This is a genomic window from Oceanobacillus sp. NCCP-135 (assembly GCF_059698015.1).
Genome location: NZ_BAAKSZ010000012.1, coordinates 72,889 through 88,853 on the forward strand (window position 1 = coordinate 72,889; position 15,965 = coordinate 88,853).

Consider the following 15,965-nt stretch of genomic DNA (forward strand, 5'->3'; position numbering starts at 1 on the left):
TGCTTAAATCAATCCCATTTCTTTTCCAACTTTTTCGTACACAGTGATTGCATCATCAAGCATTTCCTTTGTATGTGCAGCAGTTGGCATATTGCGCACTCGTCCAGTTCCTCTTGGTACGGTTGGGAAAACAATTGATTTAGCATAAACGCCTTCTTCATATAGTCGCTTACTAAATTCCTGCGCTTTTTTCTCTTCACCAATAATACATGGGGTGATTGGTGTTTCACTATTTCCAATATCAAAGCCTATTTTTTTCAAACCTTCTTTTAAGTAAGCACCATTTTCCCAAAGTCTTTCATTCAACTCCGTACTTTCCATTAAAAGCTCGATCGCTTTTGTACTTGCAATTGCATCTGCTGGTGACACAGCTGTTGAAAACAAAAATGGACGTGAACGTACTTTAAGCCAGTCGATAAGGTTTGTTTTTCCGGCAACATATCCACCAATTACACCAATTGCTTTAGATAATGTTCCCATTTGGAAATCGATCTTATCCTGAAGTCCAAAATGTTTCACTGTTCCTGCACCTTTACCAAGCACACCAGAACCATGTGCATCATCAACATAAGTAATTAAATCGAATTCTTCAGCGATTTTTACAATTTCAGGGAGTTTGGCAATATCTCCATCCATTGAAAATACCCCATCAGTAATAATCATTATTTTATTATACTGTCCTGATTCAACAGCTTCTTTGGCTTTTTGACGAAGGTCATCCATATCTGAGTGATTAACACGAATAATTTTAGCTTTTGACAAACGACAACCATCAATAATCGACGCATGATTCAATTCATCTGAAAGAATGGCATCATTTTTATCCATTACAGCAGAAATCGCAGCCATATTACAATTAAATCCAGATTGGTAAGAAATAACTGCTTCTGTTCCTTTAAATTCAGCAAGCTTTTTCTCAAGTTCTACGTGAAGATCCAATGTCCCATTAATTGTGCGAACAGCCCCAGCACCAACTCCATGAGAATCTACAGCTTGTTTAGCTACCTCTTTTAGGCGTTCATCTGTAGCAAGTCCTAAATAATTATTTGATGAAAGATTAATCAGTTCTTTCCCATTAATTGTGATCTTCGCCCCGTTAGCTCCCTGCACAGGATCGATTTCATTATATAGACCACGCTCTTTTAAATCAGCAATATTTTCATCTAAAAAATTATCCAATGCTTTACTAGTCATGTTTTTAATTTTCCTCCTTGTTTTGCAAGCGCTTCAGATTACCTCCTGTAACAGTATACGCTTCATTTACGTATAGTTTAACATAAACAGATCTAAATGTTTAATGTGATGAGGACTTCTGTTCGTAGTAAAACTATTTGGTCTATTGGAAATTTACCATCAGATATACGTTCATCAAACCTTTCATTTTTGTAAGCATTTTATATGAAAATGTCATAAAAAACCATGGTGATTTATAACTATTTTTATTATACTTTTAATAGAGGTTATTCAAAAGGTCCGATAAAAAGATTCTTCGGGATAGGGGATCTTCGACTAAGTACCGACAAGTTCTGTTCTTCAAATAAAAAGCATATTTTTAACGTGTTATGTTTACGCACTGAAGCTCTCTGCTTGTCAGGTGTCACACGTCGAAAACAACACATTACACAAGAAGCCCGTTAGCTAGCTTTTCTATTCCTTGTAAAAGAAAAGCACTTTTCCCGCACGCCAGAACATTTCCTCACGTATTAAATGCATACGTTCTGGTACGAGATACGCCGCCTCGAACTTCCCGATCCTTTTTATCCTCCTTTTTGAACATGCGCTAATCGATTTTAATTTTGGAGGAAGTAATGATGAAGAGAGTATTAATCGCACTTTTTGCGGTAATAATTATTAGCATTGGAGTTGTTGGGTATTCCCATATGAATGATGGACCCAATGAAATTGTAGATGAAGAAAGTAACCATTCCATGACGATTAAATCATAATCTCGAATGGGTTCTTCACATAACTTGTTGTAGCATTATAATAATGTTTGATCAAAGTAATATTTAAGGCAAATAAAAGAATCCGTTTTGAAAAAAAAGTGGTCAAAGCGGATTCTTTTTTTATGAAAAAAATATAAATTTTGAAAGTGTAATCTAAAACGGTGTAAGTAAAAGTGCGTACGGCTTCTACTTGGCAGTTTAGATGCCCCAAATTAGTCCTATGCCAACTATTAGCGTAAACCACATACCAATCAGATACACCTTCAGAAGATCGGATGCTGGTACTTATTCCGAAACAGTTCCCTTCGTTGAATAACTGTTTTATTCTGATAATGCGATTTTTATATGGGCTAAGTGGTGTTCCTCATGCCAGGCTAATTTTGCAACTTTTGTTGCGACTGTTATCTGATCACTTCCTTGGAGAGTAAAAGCTCGGGTCAATTGCTCTTCAGTTAAATTATATCCTAAAGATACGATGCGTTCATTTATACCTTCTAGCATTTTAATAGAACTTTCTACAGGAAGCTTTGTATCCGGTTGAATCGCCCACTTATCTTGATCAAAAGCTGGAATTATTGGATTCTCATCTGTTAAAGTCAGCTTCAAACGTTGATACATGTTCAACTGGGAATCAGCAATATGATGAACAAGCTCGCGAACGGTCCAGCTACCCTCACGATATGTTCTGCTTAATTCCTCATCATCTAATGCCTCAACAGTTTTTCTCAAGCGAATCGTGTAAGTTTCGATTTCCTTTAACCATTCTTGAACATTTTCTAATGTTACCTTGTTAGGAACTTCTAATTTTCCAATTGGAAATCTTACATCCATTTCAATCCCCTTTTCCTTATTTGTTATTTTTTCATATAGTATTACATAAATTATTTCATATATGTAGAAGGACGCACTTGTTTGATAAGCGCAGTTTTTGCGGTGTAACGTTTTATTACTATTACCATAAAACTCCCTTTAGACAATTTGCATCTAAGGTGGGGGAAACTTCACCTCTTTTTTTATATTTATCTTGACTTTGATTAAACATCGCATCATTTTTACAAACGTCGCAACTTCAAGCTAGACTTACACTAGTTTAACATGAAAAAGGAAAAGGAAAGCATTATACTAAAGACGCTTTCCTTTTCCCTTTATACCGTTTGATTAATTAATTCATTTATTGTTTATATTATTCGACAACAGTTACATCAACTGTACGAACGCCCCAGTTGTATGCTTCATCTTTAGTTGGAACATGGACGTCAATTTTATTACCTTTAATCGCACCGCCGGTATCACCTGCAACAGCATAGCCATACCCTTCCACGTATACTTCTGTACCAAGTGGAATAACATTAGGATCGACAGCAATGACTTTTGCATTTGGATTTTCATTTAGATTGATTCCAGTTGAAGTAACACCGGAACATCCGGCACACCCTGCTGTATAAGCAGTTGCTTTTACTGAAATTGTTTTCCCTTCAGCTTTTTGTTCTGTTTTTTCACTCGGTTTTTCTGCATTTACTGTATTCTGTGTATTTTGTCCGCTTTCTTTAGTACTTTCCTTAGATTCTTCAGTGATTTTTGCAGCTGGCTGATCTTTCTCTGGAACATTTACATCTTTAATTTTCAATTCTTGACCAATAGTAATAATAGAAGATGTAAGGTTATTCCATTCTTTTAGTTCATCTACCGTTACATCATACATATTACCAATACCAACAAGTGTATCCCCTTTTTGCACTAGATACTTTTCATTAATAAATAGTGATTGTTTTGGATGAATCACAGTAGATTTCAATTCATTTATATCAACTAATTCCTCAACGGTAGTATTATAGTTTTCTGCAATGTCCCAAAGGCTATCTCCTTTTTGAACTTCATATTCTTCTGCTGAGACATTGGTTACAGCTGCTCCGGCGATAATAATACCAGTAGCAATTGCGGCTACTAATTTTTTCATTAGGTAGTCCCTCCTTAAATTTCTAACATTGCCTATAGTACCATATGAAAATAGGTAGTGCAGTTACAGTAGGGTTAAGAGTCTGTTACAAGATTCGCCTAAACAGCAAATAATATTACAAATGTAACCCTTATGATACAAAAGTCGATTATAAATTACATAATTATTACTAAAGTTTTAGAGTGATAGACTTTGTAATGAATAAAAGGTCTTTTCGTAAACTTTGGAATAGTACTTCATTCGCCCCAAAAAATAATGTTGCTTTTTAACCTCCGAAGTTTCTATATAATTAGTATGATATTCCCTAACAGCTTTGGTAGTATACGAAGTCTCTAACGGTAACAGCATGTGTCCAAAGTGTGGTTTTTTTTTCAGGAGATTGAGGTCATGTGCTAAGGTCTGCGAAGGATTTTGCCGGAGCGAATTTAAGCATTCAACTAGTATTCACATAAGTGAGCACTTCACGCCGATAAATTTTTACAATATCATCTTTTATATCTAGCATGAGATTAATAACAACAAGCCTTTTGATGGGGCGCTGTAATCACAGCCCAAAAGCACTTCGATGGGACGAGTTGTGTGCAGTTCTAATCTATACGAAAAAATCATAAATAAAAACACACCCAAACATTGAATTGGATGTGCTTTTTGAATACTATTTAGTTACTAATGCCTTTTTACCTTCAAATTCATGATTGTACTTATCATTATAAAGATGACATGCAACCCAATGACCCTTTTTGTACTCTTGAAATTCCGGTACAACCTCTGCGCATATATCTGTTGCAAATGGACATCTCGTTCTGAAGCGACAGCCACTAGGCGGATTTACCGGACTTGGCACATCACCTTCTACTATAATTCGCTCTCTTGATCTTTCTACTTTAGGATCTGAAATTGGTATCGCACTTAACAATGCCTGCGTATATGGGTGTAATGGTTCTGCATATAAATCATCACTTGTAGCTATTTCAGCCATATTTCCAAGATACATGACTCCAACACGATCACTGATATGTTTTACCATGGATAAATCATGAGCAATGAACAGATAAGTTAATCCATGTTCCTTCTGCAATCTTTGTAATAGATTAACCACCTGTGCCTGAATTGATACATCCAGTGCAGAAATCGGCTCATCTGCAACGATAAACTCCGGGTTCACAGCCAATGCACGGGCAATTCCAATTCGTTGCCGTTGTCCACCACTAAATTCATGGGGATAGCGGTTACCATGTTCCTCATTTAAACCGACTGTTCTTAATAATTCATTCACACGTTCTAAGCGTTCTTGCTTACTTTTTGCTAGACCGTGAATATCAATACCCTCAGCAATAATATCTTTCACCGTCATTCGGGGATTCAGGGAAGCATATGGATCCTGAAAGATCATCTGCATATCACGGTTGAATTTCTTTAGTTCCTTTTTTGATTTTTTGGCATGGACGTTTTCTCCGTTAAAGTAAACTTCCCCTGTAGTTGCCTCATATAACCGCATAATCGTCCGTCCAGCTGTGGATTTCCCACAGCCGGATTCACCTACCAGGCCAAAGGTTTCCCCTTTATAAATATCAAAAGTGATCCCATCGACTGCTTTTAACGTACTTTTTCGATCCATCTTAAAATATTTTTTTAAATTCTTAATTTCCAGTAATTTTTCCTGTTTAGCCATGTACTTTTGAACCTCCTACAATAGCAGATTCAGGGGGATCTACTCTCGGTGCACGTTCATCCAATAACCAGCAGGCCGTTTTCTGTGTATCTGATACATTCGTATATTCCGGCATATAATTCTCACACAACTTCATGGCATACGGGCAGCGCGCCACAAATGGACAGCCCTTCGGTGGATCTGCCATATCTGGTGGGGAACCGGGGATAGCCTGTAATTCTTCTTCCCCATTGTTAACCTTTGGCATTGAACTCAATAAGCCCCATGTGTACGGATGCTTTGGATTGTAGAAAATCTCATCAACATTACCTGTTTCGACAATTTTCCCACCATACATTACCGCTACTCGACTCGCCGCATTAGCTACCACTCCTAAATCATGAGTGATTAAAATAATCGCCGTTCCGGTTTTCTGTTGCAAGTCACGCATCAAATCAAGGATTTGTGCCTGAATGGTTACATCAAGTGCGGTCGTCGGCTCATCCGCAATGAGGACTTTTGGATTACAAGACAGCGCAATCGCTATCATTGCACGCTGCCGCATTCCTCCCGAATATTCATGCGGATATTGGTTAATACGCTTTTCTGGATTGGGAATTCCAACCAGCTTTAAAAGCTCTACTCCCCGATTATGCGCTTCTTTTTTCGACATATTCTGATGCTTGATCAACCCTTCGGCAATTTGCTTTCCAATCGTCATCGTTGGGTTTAATGATGTCATCGGATCTTGAAAAATCATACTGATATCTTTTCCACGGATGTTTTCCATTTGGCTTTCCGACTTATCGGTTAAATATTCTCCATTAAACAAGATGGAACCACCCGCAAATTTCCCGGGAGGCATCGGAGTCAACCGCATCAGTGATTGGGCGGTTACGCTTTTTCCTGAGCCCGATTCTCCTACTATGGCCAACGTTTCCTTCTCATCCAGCTCAAAACTGACACCACGAACAGCTTGTACTTCTGCTTCATAGGTATCAAAATAAATCGCCAGGTCCTTCACTTCCAATAATTTACTCATTTTCATATCCTCCCATCTCTAGCGTTCCTTCGGATCGAGTGCATCTCTCATTCCGTCTCCTATCACATTAAATGCCAGCATCGTTAAACAGATAAAGAATGCCGGGAAAAACAACTGTGATGGATAATACTGTAGTGCCGACAGACCATCAGACGACATCGTGCCCCAGCTTGCCAGTGGTGCCGGTACCCCGAGACCAAGGAAGCTCAGGAATGCTTCGGTAAAGATCGCCGTTGGGATAGTTAAAGTTAACGTAACAAGTATGGGACCAAGTGTATTTGGTACCAAGTGTTTAAACATTAGCCTGGAATTACTTGCACCCAAGGAGCGTGACGCCATGACATATTCCTCCGAACGTAGCTGCATCACCTGTCCCCGAACAATCCTTGCCATATTAATCCACCCCGTTATCGTCATCGCAATAATCAAGGTCCAAAGACCCTGAGGCAATATAACCATTAATAATATTACAACTAAAAGATACGGTACACCGTACAGTACATCTGCAACACGCATCATGTATTCATCTATTTTTCCACCAAAGAAACCAGCGACTGATCCCCAGATAATTCCAATAACCAGGTCAATCAGGGCTGCCATTAATCCAATAAACAAGGAAATCTTTGCCCCATACCAGGTTCTAGCAAATACATCTCTTCCTAAGTTATCTGTACCAAACCAATGTTCTGCAGATGGGGACTGATTGACATTCAGTAAATCATTATGGTGATAGTTATGACCAGAAATGGGGCCACCAATAAACGACATAATTCCAAGCAGAACAATGATGACAACTCCTGCCAAGGCTAATTTATTTTTCCGAAAACGGCGCCATGCATCCTTCCAGTAGGAAGTACTTTTTCCAGCAATCTTTTCCGATTCTGCATAGTCCACCTGTAACGGTTCAAAGTCTGCTTTTTTTAATTCTGATTGTGCCATTATTTCGAAGCCCCCTTATCTGTCACTTTAATTCTAGGATCGACCAGCCCATATATTAAATCTACCAACAGAATTGAAACGAGCAGAAGTACACTAAAGAATACCGTTGTTCCCATAATCACGGTATAGTCACGATTGGTAACACTTACCACAAATTCATTACCGAGACCGGGAATACCAAATATTTTTTCAATGATAAAGCTTCCGGTCAAAATCGATACAACCAGTGGTCCCAAATAGGAGACAACCGGTAAGATAGCGTTTCTCAGAGCATGTTTATAGGTTACCACCCGTTCACTTAAGCCTTTGGATTTCGCTGTTTTAATATAGTCCGAATGTAGAACATCGAGCATACTGGAGCGCATCAGCCTTGCGATAAAGGCGAGTGGTGTAGTGGCCAGCGCCAGCGCCGGTAAAATTGTATGGGCAAAAGATTCGAATCTTGCAATAGGCAACGCCTGTAGTTTGATTGCAAAAATATATTGCAGAATTGTAGCCATGATAAAACTTGGTACCGATATTCCTAGTACAGCGATGACCATCGCTGTATAATCGCCAAATTTATTATGTTTCACCGCTGCAACAACCCCTAGTAATACCCCTATTGAGAGGGCAATCAAAATAGCCTCTGCACCTAGAATTAGGGAAAAGGGGAAGCCTCTTGCGATAATTTCGGTAACATCCTGTCCTACATATTTAATGGATGGACCAAAATCGAATTGAAATGCATTGAAAAGATAATTGAAATACTGGATATGCATGGGTTCATTTAATCCATAAGCCTCGTTCATCTGTTCCTCAAGTGCCGGTGTCAGGGCCCTCTCTGATGCGAACGGACTACCTGGTGCTGCCTGCATGAGAAAAAATGTGATCGTAATGATGAAAAATAACGAAACAATGATATATAAGAGTCTTTTTAATAGATATTTAGTCAAGAGCTTTACACCTCCGTGTCCTCAAAATTTTGCGTTTTTTTCCTATTATTATTTTTGGAATTATCTTTTTTTTAACAATAAAATAAGGGTGAAATTAATCACCCCTTTAAACAGTTCACTATCTCTATTAAACTAATTTCAACAGTTTGATAGAGATAGAAAACGATTTCATATACAATGCTGTCTAAAAAGTCAAAACTACTTTTATATATTCATCAAAGGAGTTATATTCTCATGCTGTATCACTTTTTATAAACAATCAATTATAAGGTATATAGATTTTGCTATATACCTTATAATTTTTAATTTTTATTGTTCAGTTAAATATCCCCATTTAAATTGAACGCCACCAAGTGGAGAAACTTCAATGTCATGGACATAGTCTTTGCTAAGCCAAGCATTAGTGTAGAAATACACTGGTGCAATAGGCATATCATCCATAAAGATTTGTTCAGCCTGACGCAAGATTTCTTTACGTGCTGCATCATCCGTTTCTGTTCTTGATTGTTCAATCAGGTCAGAGTATTCTTCACTTTCCCAATTAGTATAGTTATTTCCACCAACAGATTGGAAGATTTCCAGGAAGTTGATCGCATCATTAAAGTCAGCTAACCAACCCATGCGTCCAATTTGGTAGTTTCCAGCACCCATACTGTCAAGGTATACGTTCCACTCTTCATTATTAAGTTCAACTTCCACTCCAAGATTTTCGTTCCACATGGCCTGAACTGCTTGTGCAATCGCTGCATGTGCTTCACTTGTATTATAGGACAGTTTAACTGGAGGAAGTTCATCCAATCCAAGTTCTTCTAAACCTTTTTCCAAATACTCTTTTGCACCTTCAGAATCATTATCCTTGAAATATCCTTCTTCACTTTCTTCCCATATAGAAGGTGGAACAAGCGCCATAGCTGGCTGCTCTTCACGTTTTGTAATACTTTGTACGATTCCTTCACGGTTAATAGCAGAAGCAAATGCTTTCCGGATATTCACATTATCAAATGGCGATTCTTCGGTATTAAAGGAATAATAGTATACACCTGCTAAAGGAGAAAGATTCAATGAACCATCTTCCATAAGTGAAGGTATAGACGCTAACGGAAGAGAATCTGTTGGATCCCCTGCCCAATCCAGCTCGCCACTCTTGTACATTTCGAGTGATGTATTTTCATCATCAATCATATACATATTAATTGTTTCAAGTTTTACAGTTTCTGCATCCCAGTAGTCAGGATTTTTCTTAAGAACAATCTGGTTTTTATGTTCCCATGATTCCAGAGTGAATGGTCCATTTGTAACATAATTTTCTGTTACCTCTTGTGCCCATTCATCATTACCATCAACCACATTATGGTTTACTGGATAGTAAGTATAGAATGCTGTTAAATCAAGGAAATATGGTGTTGGCTGTGCAAGTTCAACGACTAATGTTTTATCATCTTCAGCGGTAATTCCCACATCATCGATGGAACCGCCTTCTTCTTTGGCAGCCTGAGCACCTTTAATTACATATAATTGGTAGGCATAATCCGTATCAGCATTATCCGGATCTAAAACCCATTCCCAAGCATATTCGAAGTCTTGTGCTGTTACAGGATCACCATTCGACCATGTAGCATCTTCACGAATTTTAAAGGTATATGTTGTTTGATCTTCCGACATTTCATACGATTCTGCCATTGCTTCTTCTACTTCACCTTCTTGATTAATTCTCATTAACCCTTCGAAGACCTGATCAAGAACTGCTCCTGAAGTAGTATCAGTTGCAAGTCCAGGATGTAAAGAAGGGGGCTCTGTCTTAATATTTATATCAAATGTTTGGTCAGCAGCTAATTCACTCTCACCATCTGACCCCTCTGAGCTATCTGACCCTGAATCTTCGGTTTCCTTCGTATCTCCTGAGTCATTTCCTTCACTACTTTCAGAGTCATCTCCTCCACAAGCAGCTAGGAAAATACTCATAGCCAATACCAACCCTAAAAGTATGGACCACTTCTTCAATTTCATTGTTTGACCTCCCCATAGTATTCCTTTTTATTTAACAGATAATTCATAATTACCTGTGTCGAATATTATACTATTGATTTACAAAAATTTCACTATATTTTTAAAAAAAGTTTACATTTTATTTACTTGCCTTTCCTCACAATTAATAATTTACTCATGATAAACGCTGTAATACCAATACTTTAACTAGGTTTATAAAGTTAGTAATTATCAAAAATTTCATGAAGATAAAAAAAGAGTTAACTGGATTCAGTTAAATATAAATTCTAGTATTTTCCTTATGATCCAAATAAATCCTAGAAAAAACTCTACTAATATAGATAAGAATACTGTCTTACTGCCCTCTATTGGATCTCCCTAACTTTCCTAAAACAACTGATTTAATTTTCATAATACGTAAAGGATAGAAAACAATATCAATCTTCTTGTGCAAAAGTAAAAGAACTCAAGTCTAAAGAGCCCCTTTACTTAATTTAATTATAACTATTGTTTGCTAAACAATTAATTAAATAACCCTTTAAAGAAATTACCTAATTGATTGAAAAACTCACTAAAGAAATTAGCTACTTTTTCCCAGAATCCTGCATCAAGGCCAAGTTCTTCTGCTTTATCTTTAATCGTTGTAGCAAGATCCTCCAGCTGACTTTTTACTTTACCAAAATCAATGTTCAAATCACGCATTTTTTCAAATAAGTCAACAAGCATTTGGCGGTCTGCATCACTTAAGGATAGTTCAAGTTTATCCAGTTGCTCTTTGACAATTCGCTCCACATCTTCTTTCGTTGCTGGATTCTGATCTGCAATGGTCTTTTTAATTTCTGTTAGTAACTCACTTACTTTTTCCTGACTCATTCCTTCTTTTTCAGCCAGGTCTGTTGCAACATCAAGTTCTTCATTCGCTAATTCCATTCGTTCCTTATCAAGCTGCACCCCTTCAGCATCATAGGCTTTATAAATACCAGTTAATGCGGAGTGACCACTTACTTTAACAGGCGAAACAACATCTACAGTAGCATCTTCAACACCCGCTGTTAATAGTGCATTGGCATACATTTCGTTTGTTACAGCTGTGATATTTTCAGGTGTTACAATGTTAATGGTTAATCCATTTCCTTCTTCCTGCCGCATAATTTTTGCTGAAGAAAACAATCTCGCGGTCGAATCGCCGTCAATATAGTTTGCTACATCCTGCCCCGTTACATCGTATTCCACCACTAAATTCGTATCTTTTACTTCTAAAAGATCACGCACTTCAGCTCTTTGTTCATCTGTTAATGTTTCGCCATAAACAACAATCGGACTGCCCAGTTTTTCATTAATACTATCCGTATCAGTGGCCCCGTCAGCTGCAAGAACTGGAAACGTCATTCCCGTTACCAAAACGACCATCAATATAAGGAAAATAATTCTCTTTAGATTTTTTTCCATATTTTTAAATTCTCCTTTTACACTCTCTCATTCTATGCAAAGTAAACGCATTGTGAGTTTATTATAACGTTTTCTGACCAATATGAACATATTTTATAGTATTTTATTATTTAAATTCAACATTTTAGGTTTTGAGCAATATCCTTTAGCTTTTTCTTCAAATAGTATATATTTAGGGTAACGAAATATTTTTAGAAAGAAGGTCATTTAATCTCCGTGCAAAACTCAATTGTAAAACGTAACTTAGCAATTATGTGGTTTGCTAACTTTTTTATTGCTGGGAGTATTACAATGGTGCTTCCATTTATCTCATTATACATTGATTCATTTGGAGACTTCTCCAATTCCTATGTACAAAATTGGTCTGGTTGGATTTTTGCGATCACTTTTGTGACTGCTTTTATCTTTTCGCCAATTTGGGGACGAATTGGCGATAAGTACGGTAGGAAAAATATATTAATCTTTTCTGCCTTAGGTCTAGGTCTATCCGTATTTTTAATGGGGTTTGCCACATCGGTATGGCAGCTTTTTTTATTGCGTCTGTTTATGGGGATTGTTACAGGATTTATTCCTATGTCACAAGCACTTATCGCCACACAAACACCCAAAAATATCGCAGGAAAAGTACTTGGAACACTACAAACAGGAAGCATCACAGGAACATTGATGGGACCCCTACTTGGCGGCGCACTTGCAGATGCATTCGGTTATGCGAATACATTTAAATGGGTTTCGATTACGATATTTATTTCTGCAGTCATTGTGTTATTTGGTATTAAAGAAGTTAAAATGAAATTATCTAACGATGATAAAGATTATAAATCCTACTCCAGTAAAGAAGTCTTAAGACATATTCTAAATAAGCCAGTATTGTTAGTTGTAATGCTAATCTCTGTGTTAGTTCAGGTTGCGCATTTTAGTATACAACCAATTCTATCACTTTTTGTAGCAGAGATTCATGGACCGGTGAGTATAGCTTTCTTCTCAGGAATGGCCTTCTCTGCCGCTGGCTTAGGAAACCTGTTAATGACCAGAAGATGGGGAGCACTAGGCGACCGAATTGGTTATATCAAAATATTAATCATTCTGTTGTTTATGGCGGGAATTGTTTATTTTCCTGGAGCATTTGTTACAAATATTTGGCAACTTGTTATTCTAAGGTTTTTACTCGGTGTTTCAATCGGTGGGATTATCCCTGTAAGAATCGCTTATATACGTCAAGAAGCGCCATTATCGATGCAAGGTGAAGTACTGGGATACAATACAAGTCTTCGCTTCCTAGGAAATATAATAGGACCGGCATTAGGTGGTATACTTTCTGGATTCTTTGGTTTTTCCTCAGTATTTATTGTAACGAGTGGACTCCTTATTCTAAGCGGACTAATTATGTTAGTTACATGGTATAAATATGAATATGAAGGGAAACATCTGCGTATTTTATTTATGAATAGAGGATGACTCAAATGAAATAACTCTGGCAGTTTTCATGCGCCAGAGTTATTTTTGATTCGGATAGATGGTCTGGCCGGAGTTGTGGGTAGGCATTTCGGGCGATATCTCTCGTGCTCCCGGCGATATTTCCACTCTCCGGGCGATATCTCTCGTGCTCCAGGCGATATTTCTCGTGCTCCGGACGATATCCTCGTGTCCCCACCGATATTTCCGCTCTCCAGGCGATATCCCTCGTGCTCTCGGCGATATTTCCGCTCTCCCGGCGATATCCTCGTGCTCCCGGCGATATTTCCGCTCTCCCGGCGATATCCTCGTGCTCCAGGCGATATTTCCATTTTCCGGGCGATATCCTCGTGCTCCGGACGATATTTCCATTTTCCGGGCGATATCTCTCGTGCTCCCGGCGATATCCCTCGTGCTCCCGGCGATATTTCCACTCTCCGGGCGATATCCTCGTGCTCCGGACGATATTTCCGCTCTCCCGGCGATATCCTCGTGCTCCAGGCGATATTTCCATTTTCCGGGCGATATCCCTCGTGCTCCCGGCGATATTTCCACTCTCCGGGCGATATCCTCGTGCTCCAGGCGATATCCTCGTGCTCCGGACGATATTTCCATTTTCCGGGCGATATATCTCGTGCTCCCGGCGATATTTCCACTCTCCGGGCGATATCCCTCGTGCTCCCGGCGATATTTCCGCTCTCCCGGCGATATCCCTCGTGCTCCCGGCGATATTTCCATTTTCCGGGCGATATCCTCGTGCTCCGGACGATATTTCCATTTTCCGGGCGATATCCTCGTGCTCCGGACGATATTTCCACTCTCCGGGCGATATCTCTCGTGCTCCCGGCGATATTTCCGCTCTCCAGGCGATATCCTCGTGCTCCCGGCGATATTTCCGCTCTCCAGGCGATATCCCTCGTGCTCCGGACGATATATCCCTATGTAGCAACTCCCCAAAGCTACTTTTGCAAAATAATCATACTACCCACTGTGCAGAACGATTGATTTGTTCTCTATAATATGCTAAAAATAACAGAGTTCCAATTATATTTTTAAAACTAGAAAGAAAGTGATAGCAATGGGTATAGTCGTAGTCGAGGTATGTGACGGAAATGCAATCACTACAATTAATATAGAAGAAATAATCGAAGCTGAATTTCCGGAAGTAGCCGTCTTACTAAATGAATGTTTATCATTTTGCGGTTTATGTCGAGTTAAACCATATGCACTTGTTAATAATAAACGCATTTTCGCTAATACTCCTGAAGAGTGTTTGGATAAAATAAGAACAGTTATAAAAGAAGAACTAGCTATTTATCAATAAACAGCTAGTTCTTCTTCTTTATTTTATATACTTTTAAAACCAATTTCTAGTACACTGACATTTTCTATCGACAAATAATTTCCCGGGAAATTATTTGTCGAAATTAGAGGCTTGCTTGAAATATTTCCACTGAATCCTGTCTTGTTAATTTCTTAAAGTTACCATACTCCGAATTAGCAATGACAGTTTTATCAGCCATGTTTTCAATTGAACTTTCATCAATGGAATACGCAGCAAGTGTGGCTGGTGCGCCAATGCTATTCCAAAAGGCACGAAGCTTCTGGATTCCTTCAAGCGCAAGAGCATAATCTGATTTATTTTCTGCTTCTACATCAAATACACGAATAGCTAGTTGTTTAAACCGCACAGCATTTTCTTCATCCAGTACATGCTTCATCCAATTCGGAAACAGGATCGCAAGTCCTCCTCCATGTGGAATATCATGCACAGCAGAAGCTGCATGTTCTAAATTATGTGTTGCCCAGTCACCACGATATCCCATATTCAGCATATCATTTAATGCAAGTGTCCCAGATAGCATCATCGTTTCACGAAGTTCATAATTTTCCAGATCATCAAGTAATTTTGGTGCAGTTTCTATTACTGTTCGTAAAATGGATTCGCAAAAACGATCCTGAACTGGTGTATTCTTCGTTTGATGAAAATAATGTTCCAGCACATGTGACATACTATCAACGATCCCATAAACCGTTTGATCACGAGGGACCGAGAACGTATGAACAGGGTCTAGAATTGAAAATTTTGGCCATGTATGAGCACATCCCCAGCCATGTTTTTCATTCGTTTCCCAATTTGTAATAACCGACCCGCGATTCATTTCAGATCCTGTTGCTGCAATCGTTAGCACTGTACCAAACGGCAAGGCATCGATTGCTTTTTCCTTTTTAGTAACAATATCCCACATATCAACATTCGTCTTTGCTCCTGCAGCAATTGCTTTTGTACAATCAATCGTACTTCCACCACCGACTGCTAACACAAATTCGATGCCTTCTTGTTTACAAATTTCCACACCCTTACGAACAGTAGAAATACGTGGATTCGGCTCGACACCAGGAAGCTCAAAAATCTCTGCATTTATCTCTGCCAACTTTTCCATTACATTTTCATAAATGCCATTTCGCTTAATACTTCCGCCCCCATATACGATTAAAACCCTTTTGCCATATTGTTTAACCTCTTCAGGCAAAGCAGCCAATTGACCTCTACCAAAAATTAATTTAGTTGGATTATAGTACGTAAAGTTTTGCAAAAATTACT

The 15,965-nt window shown here is 38.5% G+C and carries 14 protein-coding genes; 3 read left to right on the top strand and 11 right to left on the bottom strand.

What is annotated here, in order from left to right; genetic code table 11:
* Positions 1 to 3: 3 nt before the first annotated feature.
* On the bottom strand, positions 4 to 1,194 hold the full coding sequence (locus tag AC6HVZ_RS10390; protein ID WP_497558086.1) for a glycine C-acetyltransferase: 1,191 nt from the start codon (positions 1,192 to 1,194) through the stop codon (positions 4 to 6).
* 617 nt (positions 1,195 to 1,811) lie between these two features.
* Here AC6HVZ_RS10390 and AC6HVZ_RS10395 point away from each other — a divergent pair.
* On the top strand, positions 1,812 to 1,946 hold the full coding sequence (locus AC6HVZ_RS10395; RefSeq protein WP_497558087.1) for a hypothetical protein: 135 nt from the start codon (positions 1,812 to 1,814) through the stop codon (positions 1,944 to 1,946).
* Between the two features lie 321 nt (positions 1,947 to 2,267).
* On the opposite strand, the gene AC6HVZ_RS10400 is transcribed toward AC6HVZ_RS10395, so the two are convergent.
* The 8 genes from AC6HVZ_RS10400 to AC6HVZ_RS10435 form a co-directional block, all read right to left on the bottom strand.
* Positions 2,268 to 2,777, bottom strand: coding sequence for a YfiT family bacillithiol transferase (locus tag AC6HVZ_RS10400; RefSeq protein ID WP_497558088.1), 510 nt, complete (start codon positions 2,775 to 2,777; stop codon positions 2,268 to 2,270).
* A 352-nt stretch (positions 2,778 to 3,129) separates the two neighbouring features.
* Complete coding sequence (locus AC6HVZ_RS10405) at positions 3,130 to 3,903, bottom strand: 3D domain-containing protein (protein WP_497558089.1); 774 nt, start codon at positions 3,901 to 3,903, stop codon at positions 3,130 to 3,132.
* A 655-nt stretch (positions 3,904 to 4,558) separates the two neighbouring features.
* Positions 4,559 to 5,575 (bottom strand): ABC transporter ATP-binding protein, encoded by a 1,017-nt coding sequence (locus AC6HVZ_RS10410; RefSeq protein WP_497558090.1) that lies wholly within the window; start codon positions 5,573 to 5,575, stop codon positions 4,559 to 4,561.
* Positions 5,568 to 6,596, bottom strand: a complete 1,029-nt coding sequence (locus AC6HVZ_RS10415; protein ID WP_497558091.1) for an ABC transporter ATP-binding protein — start codon at positions 6,594 to 6,596, stop codon at positions 5,568 to 5,570. Before AC6HVZ_RS10415 ends, AC6HVZ_RS10410 begins: the two co-directional genes overlap by 8 nt.
* 18 nt (positions 6,597 to 6,614) lie before the next feature.
* The gene (locus tag AC6HVZ_RS10420; protein WP_497558092.1) at positions 6,615 to 7,535 is read right to left on the bottom strand and encodes an ABC transporter permease; all 921 of its coding nucleotides are present in this window, start codon (positions 7,533 to 7,535) and stop codon (positions 6,615 to 6,617) included.
* Entirely contained in the window at positions 7,535 to 8,470 is a 936-nt protein-coding gene (locus tag AC6HVZ_RS10425; protein ID WP_497558093.1) for an ABC transporter permease, read from the bottom strand. Before AC6HVZ_RS10425 ends, AC6HVZ_RS10420 begins: the two co-directional genes overlap by 1 nt.
* 309 nt (positions 8,471 to 8,779) lie before the next feature.
* Entirely contained in the window at positions 8,780 to 10,477 is a 1,698-nt protein-coding gene (locus AC6HVZ_RS10430; RefSeq protein ID WP_497558094.1) for a peptide ABC transporter substrate-binding protein, read from the bottom strand.
* A gap of 501 nt (positions 10,478 to 10,978) precedes the next feature.
* Complete coding sequence (locus AC6HVZ_RS10435) at positions 10,979 to 11,905, bottom strand: DUF1002 domain-containing protein (protein WP_497558095.1); 927 nt, start codon at positions 11,903 to 11,905, stop codon at positions 10,979 to 10,981.
* Positions 11,906 to 12,157: 252 nt separating this feature from the next.
* Between AC6HVZ_RS10435 and AC6HVZ_RS10440 the strand changes: the two genes are divergently transcribed.
* Positions 12,158 to 13,363 (top strand): MFS transporter, encoded by a 1,206-nt coding sequence (locus tag AC6HVZ_RS10440; protein ID WP_497558120.1) that lies wholly within the window; start codon positions 12,158 to 12,160, stop codon positions 13,361 to 13,363.
* A gap of 1 nt (position 13,364) precedes the next feature.
* Here AC6HVZ_RS10440 and AC6HVZ_RS10445 read toward each other — a convergent pair whose 3' ends face one another.
* Positions 13,365 to 14,309, bottom strand: coding sequence for a hypothetical protein (locus tag AC6HVZ_RS10445; protein WP_497558096.1), 945 nt, complete (start codon positions 14,307 to 14,309; stop codon positions 13,365 to 13,367).
* Between the two features lie 129 nt (positions 14,310 to 14,438).
* On the opposite strand from AC6HVZ_RS10445, the gene AC6HVZ_RS10450 reads away from it, so the two are divergent.
* The gene (locus AC6HVZ_RS10450) at positions 14,439 to 14,684 is read left to right on the top strand and encodes a YuzB family protein (protein WP_497558097.1); all 246 of its coding nucleotides are present in this window, start codon (positions 14,439 to 14,441) and stop codon (positions 14,682 to 14,684) included.
* Positions 14,685 to 14,787: 103 nt separating this feature from the next.
* On the opposite strand, the gene AC6HVZ_RS10455 is transcribed toward AC6HVZ_RS10450, so the two are convergent.
* Positions 14,788 to 15,957 carry an iron-containing alcohol dehydrogenase gene (locus tag AC6HVZ_RS10455; RefSeq protein ID WP_497558098.1) on the bottom strand — a complete coding sequence of 390 codons (1,170 nt, stop codon included), beginning with the start codon at positions 15,955 to 15,957 and terminating at the stop codon, positions 14,788 to 14,790.
* Positions 15,958 to 15,965: the final 8 nt, after the last annotated feature.

What these genes read in the sequence shown, in the direction of transcription:
- AC6HVZ_RS10420 (WP_497558092.1), bottom strand. Translation starts at nt 7,535, where the DNA reads ATGGCACAATCAGAATTAAAAAAAGCAGACTTTGAACCGTTACAGGTG.
- AC6HVZ_RS10430 (WP_497558094.1), bottom strand. Translation starts at nt 10,477, where the DNA reads ATGAAATTGAAGAAGTGGTCCATACTTTTAGGGTTGGTATTGGCTATG.
- AC6HVZ_RS10450 (WP_497558097.1), top strand. Translation starts at nt 14,439, where the DNA reads ATGGGTATAGTCGTAGTCGAGGTATGTGACGGAAATGCAATCACTACA.
- AC6HVZ_RS10405 (WP_497558089.1), bottom strand. Translation starts at nt 3,903, where the DNA reads ATGAAAAAATTAGTAGCCGCAATTGCTACTGGTATTATTATCGCCGGA.
- AC6HVZ_RS10400 (WP_497558088.1), bottom strand. Translation starts at nt 2,777, where the DNA reads ATGGATGTAAGATTTCCAATTGGAAAATTAGAAGTTCCTAACAAGGTA.
- AC6HVZ_RS10415 (WP_497558091.1), bottom strand. Translation starts at nt 6,596, where the DNA reads ATGAGTAAATTATTGGAAGTGAAGGACCTGGCGATTTATTTTGATACC.
- AC6HVZ_RS10440 (WP_497558120.1), top strand. Translation starts at nt 12,158, where the DNA reads ATGTGGTTTGCTAACTTTTTTATTGCTGGGAGTATTACAATGGTGCTT.
- AC6HVZ_RS10390 (WP_497558086.1), bottom strand. Translation starts at nt 1,194, where the DNA reads ATGACTAGTAAAGCATTGGATAATTTTTTAGATGAAAATATTGCTGAT.
- AC6HVZ_RS10435 (WP_497558095.1), bottom strand. Translation starts at nt 11,905, where the DNA reads ATGGAAAAAAATCTAAAGAGAATTATTTTCCTTATATTGATGGTCGTT.
- AC6HVZ_RS10395 (WP_497558087.1), top strand. Translation starts at nt 1,812, where the DNA reads ATGAAGAGAGTATTAATCGCACTTTTTGCGGTAATAATTATTAGCATT.
- AC6HVZ_RS10410 (WP_497558090.1), bottom strand. Translation starts at nt 5,575, where the DNA reads ATGGCTAAACAGGAAAAATTACTGGAAATTAAGAATTTAAAAAAATAT.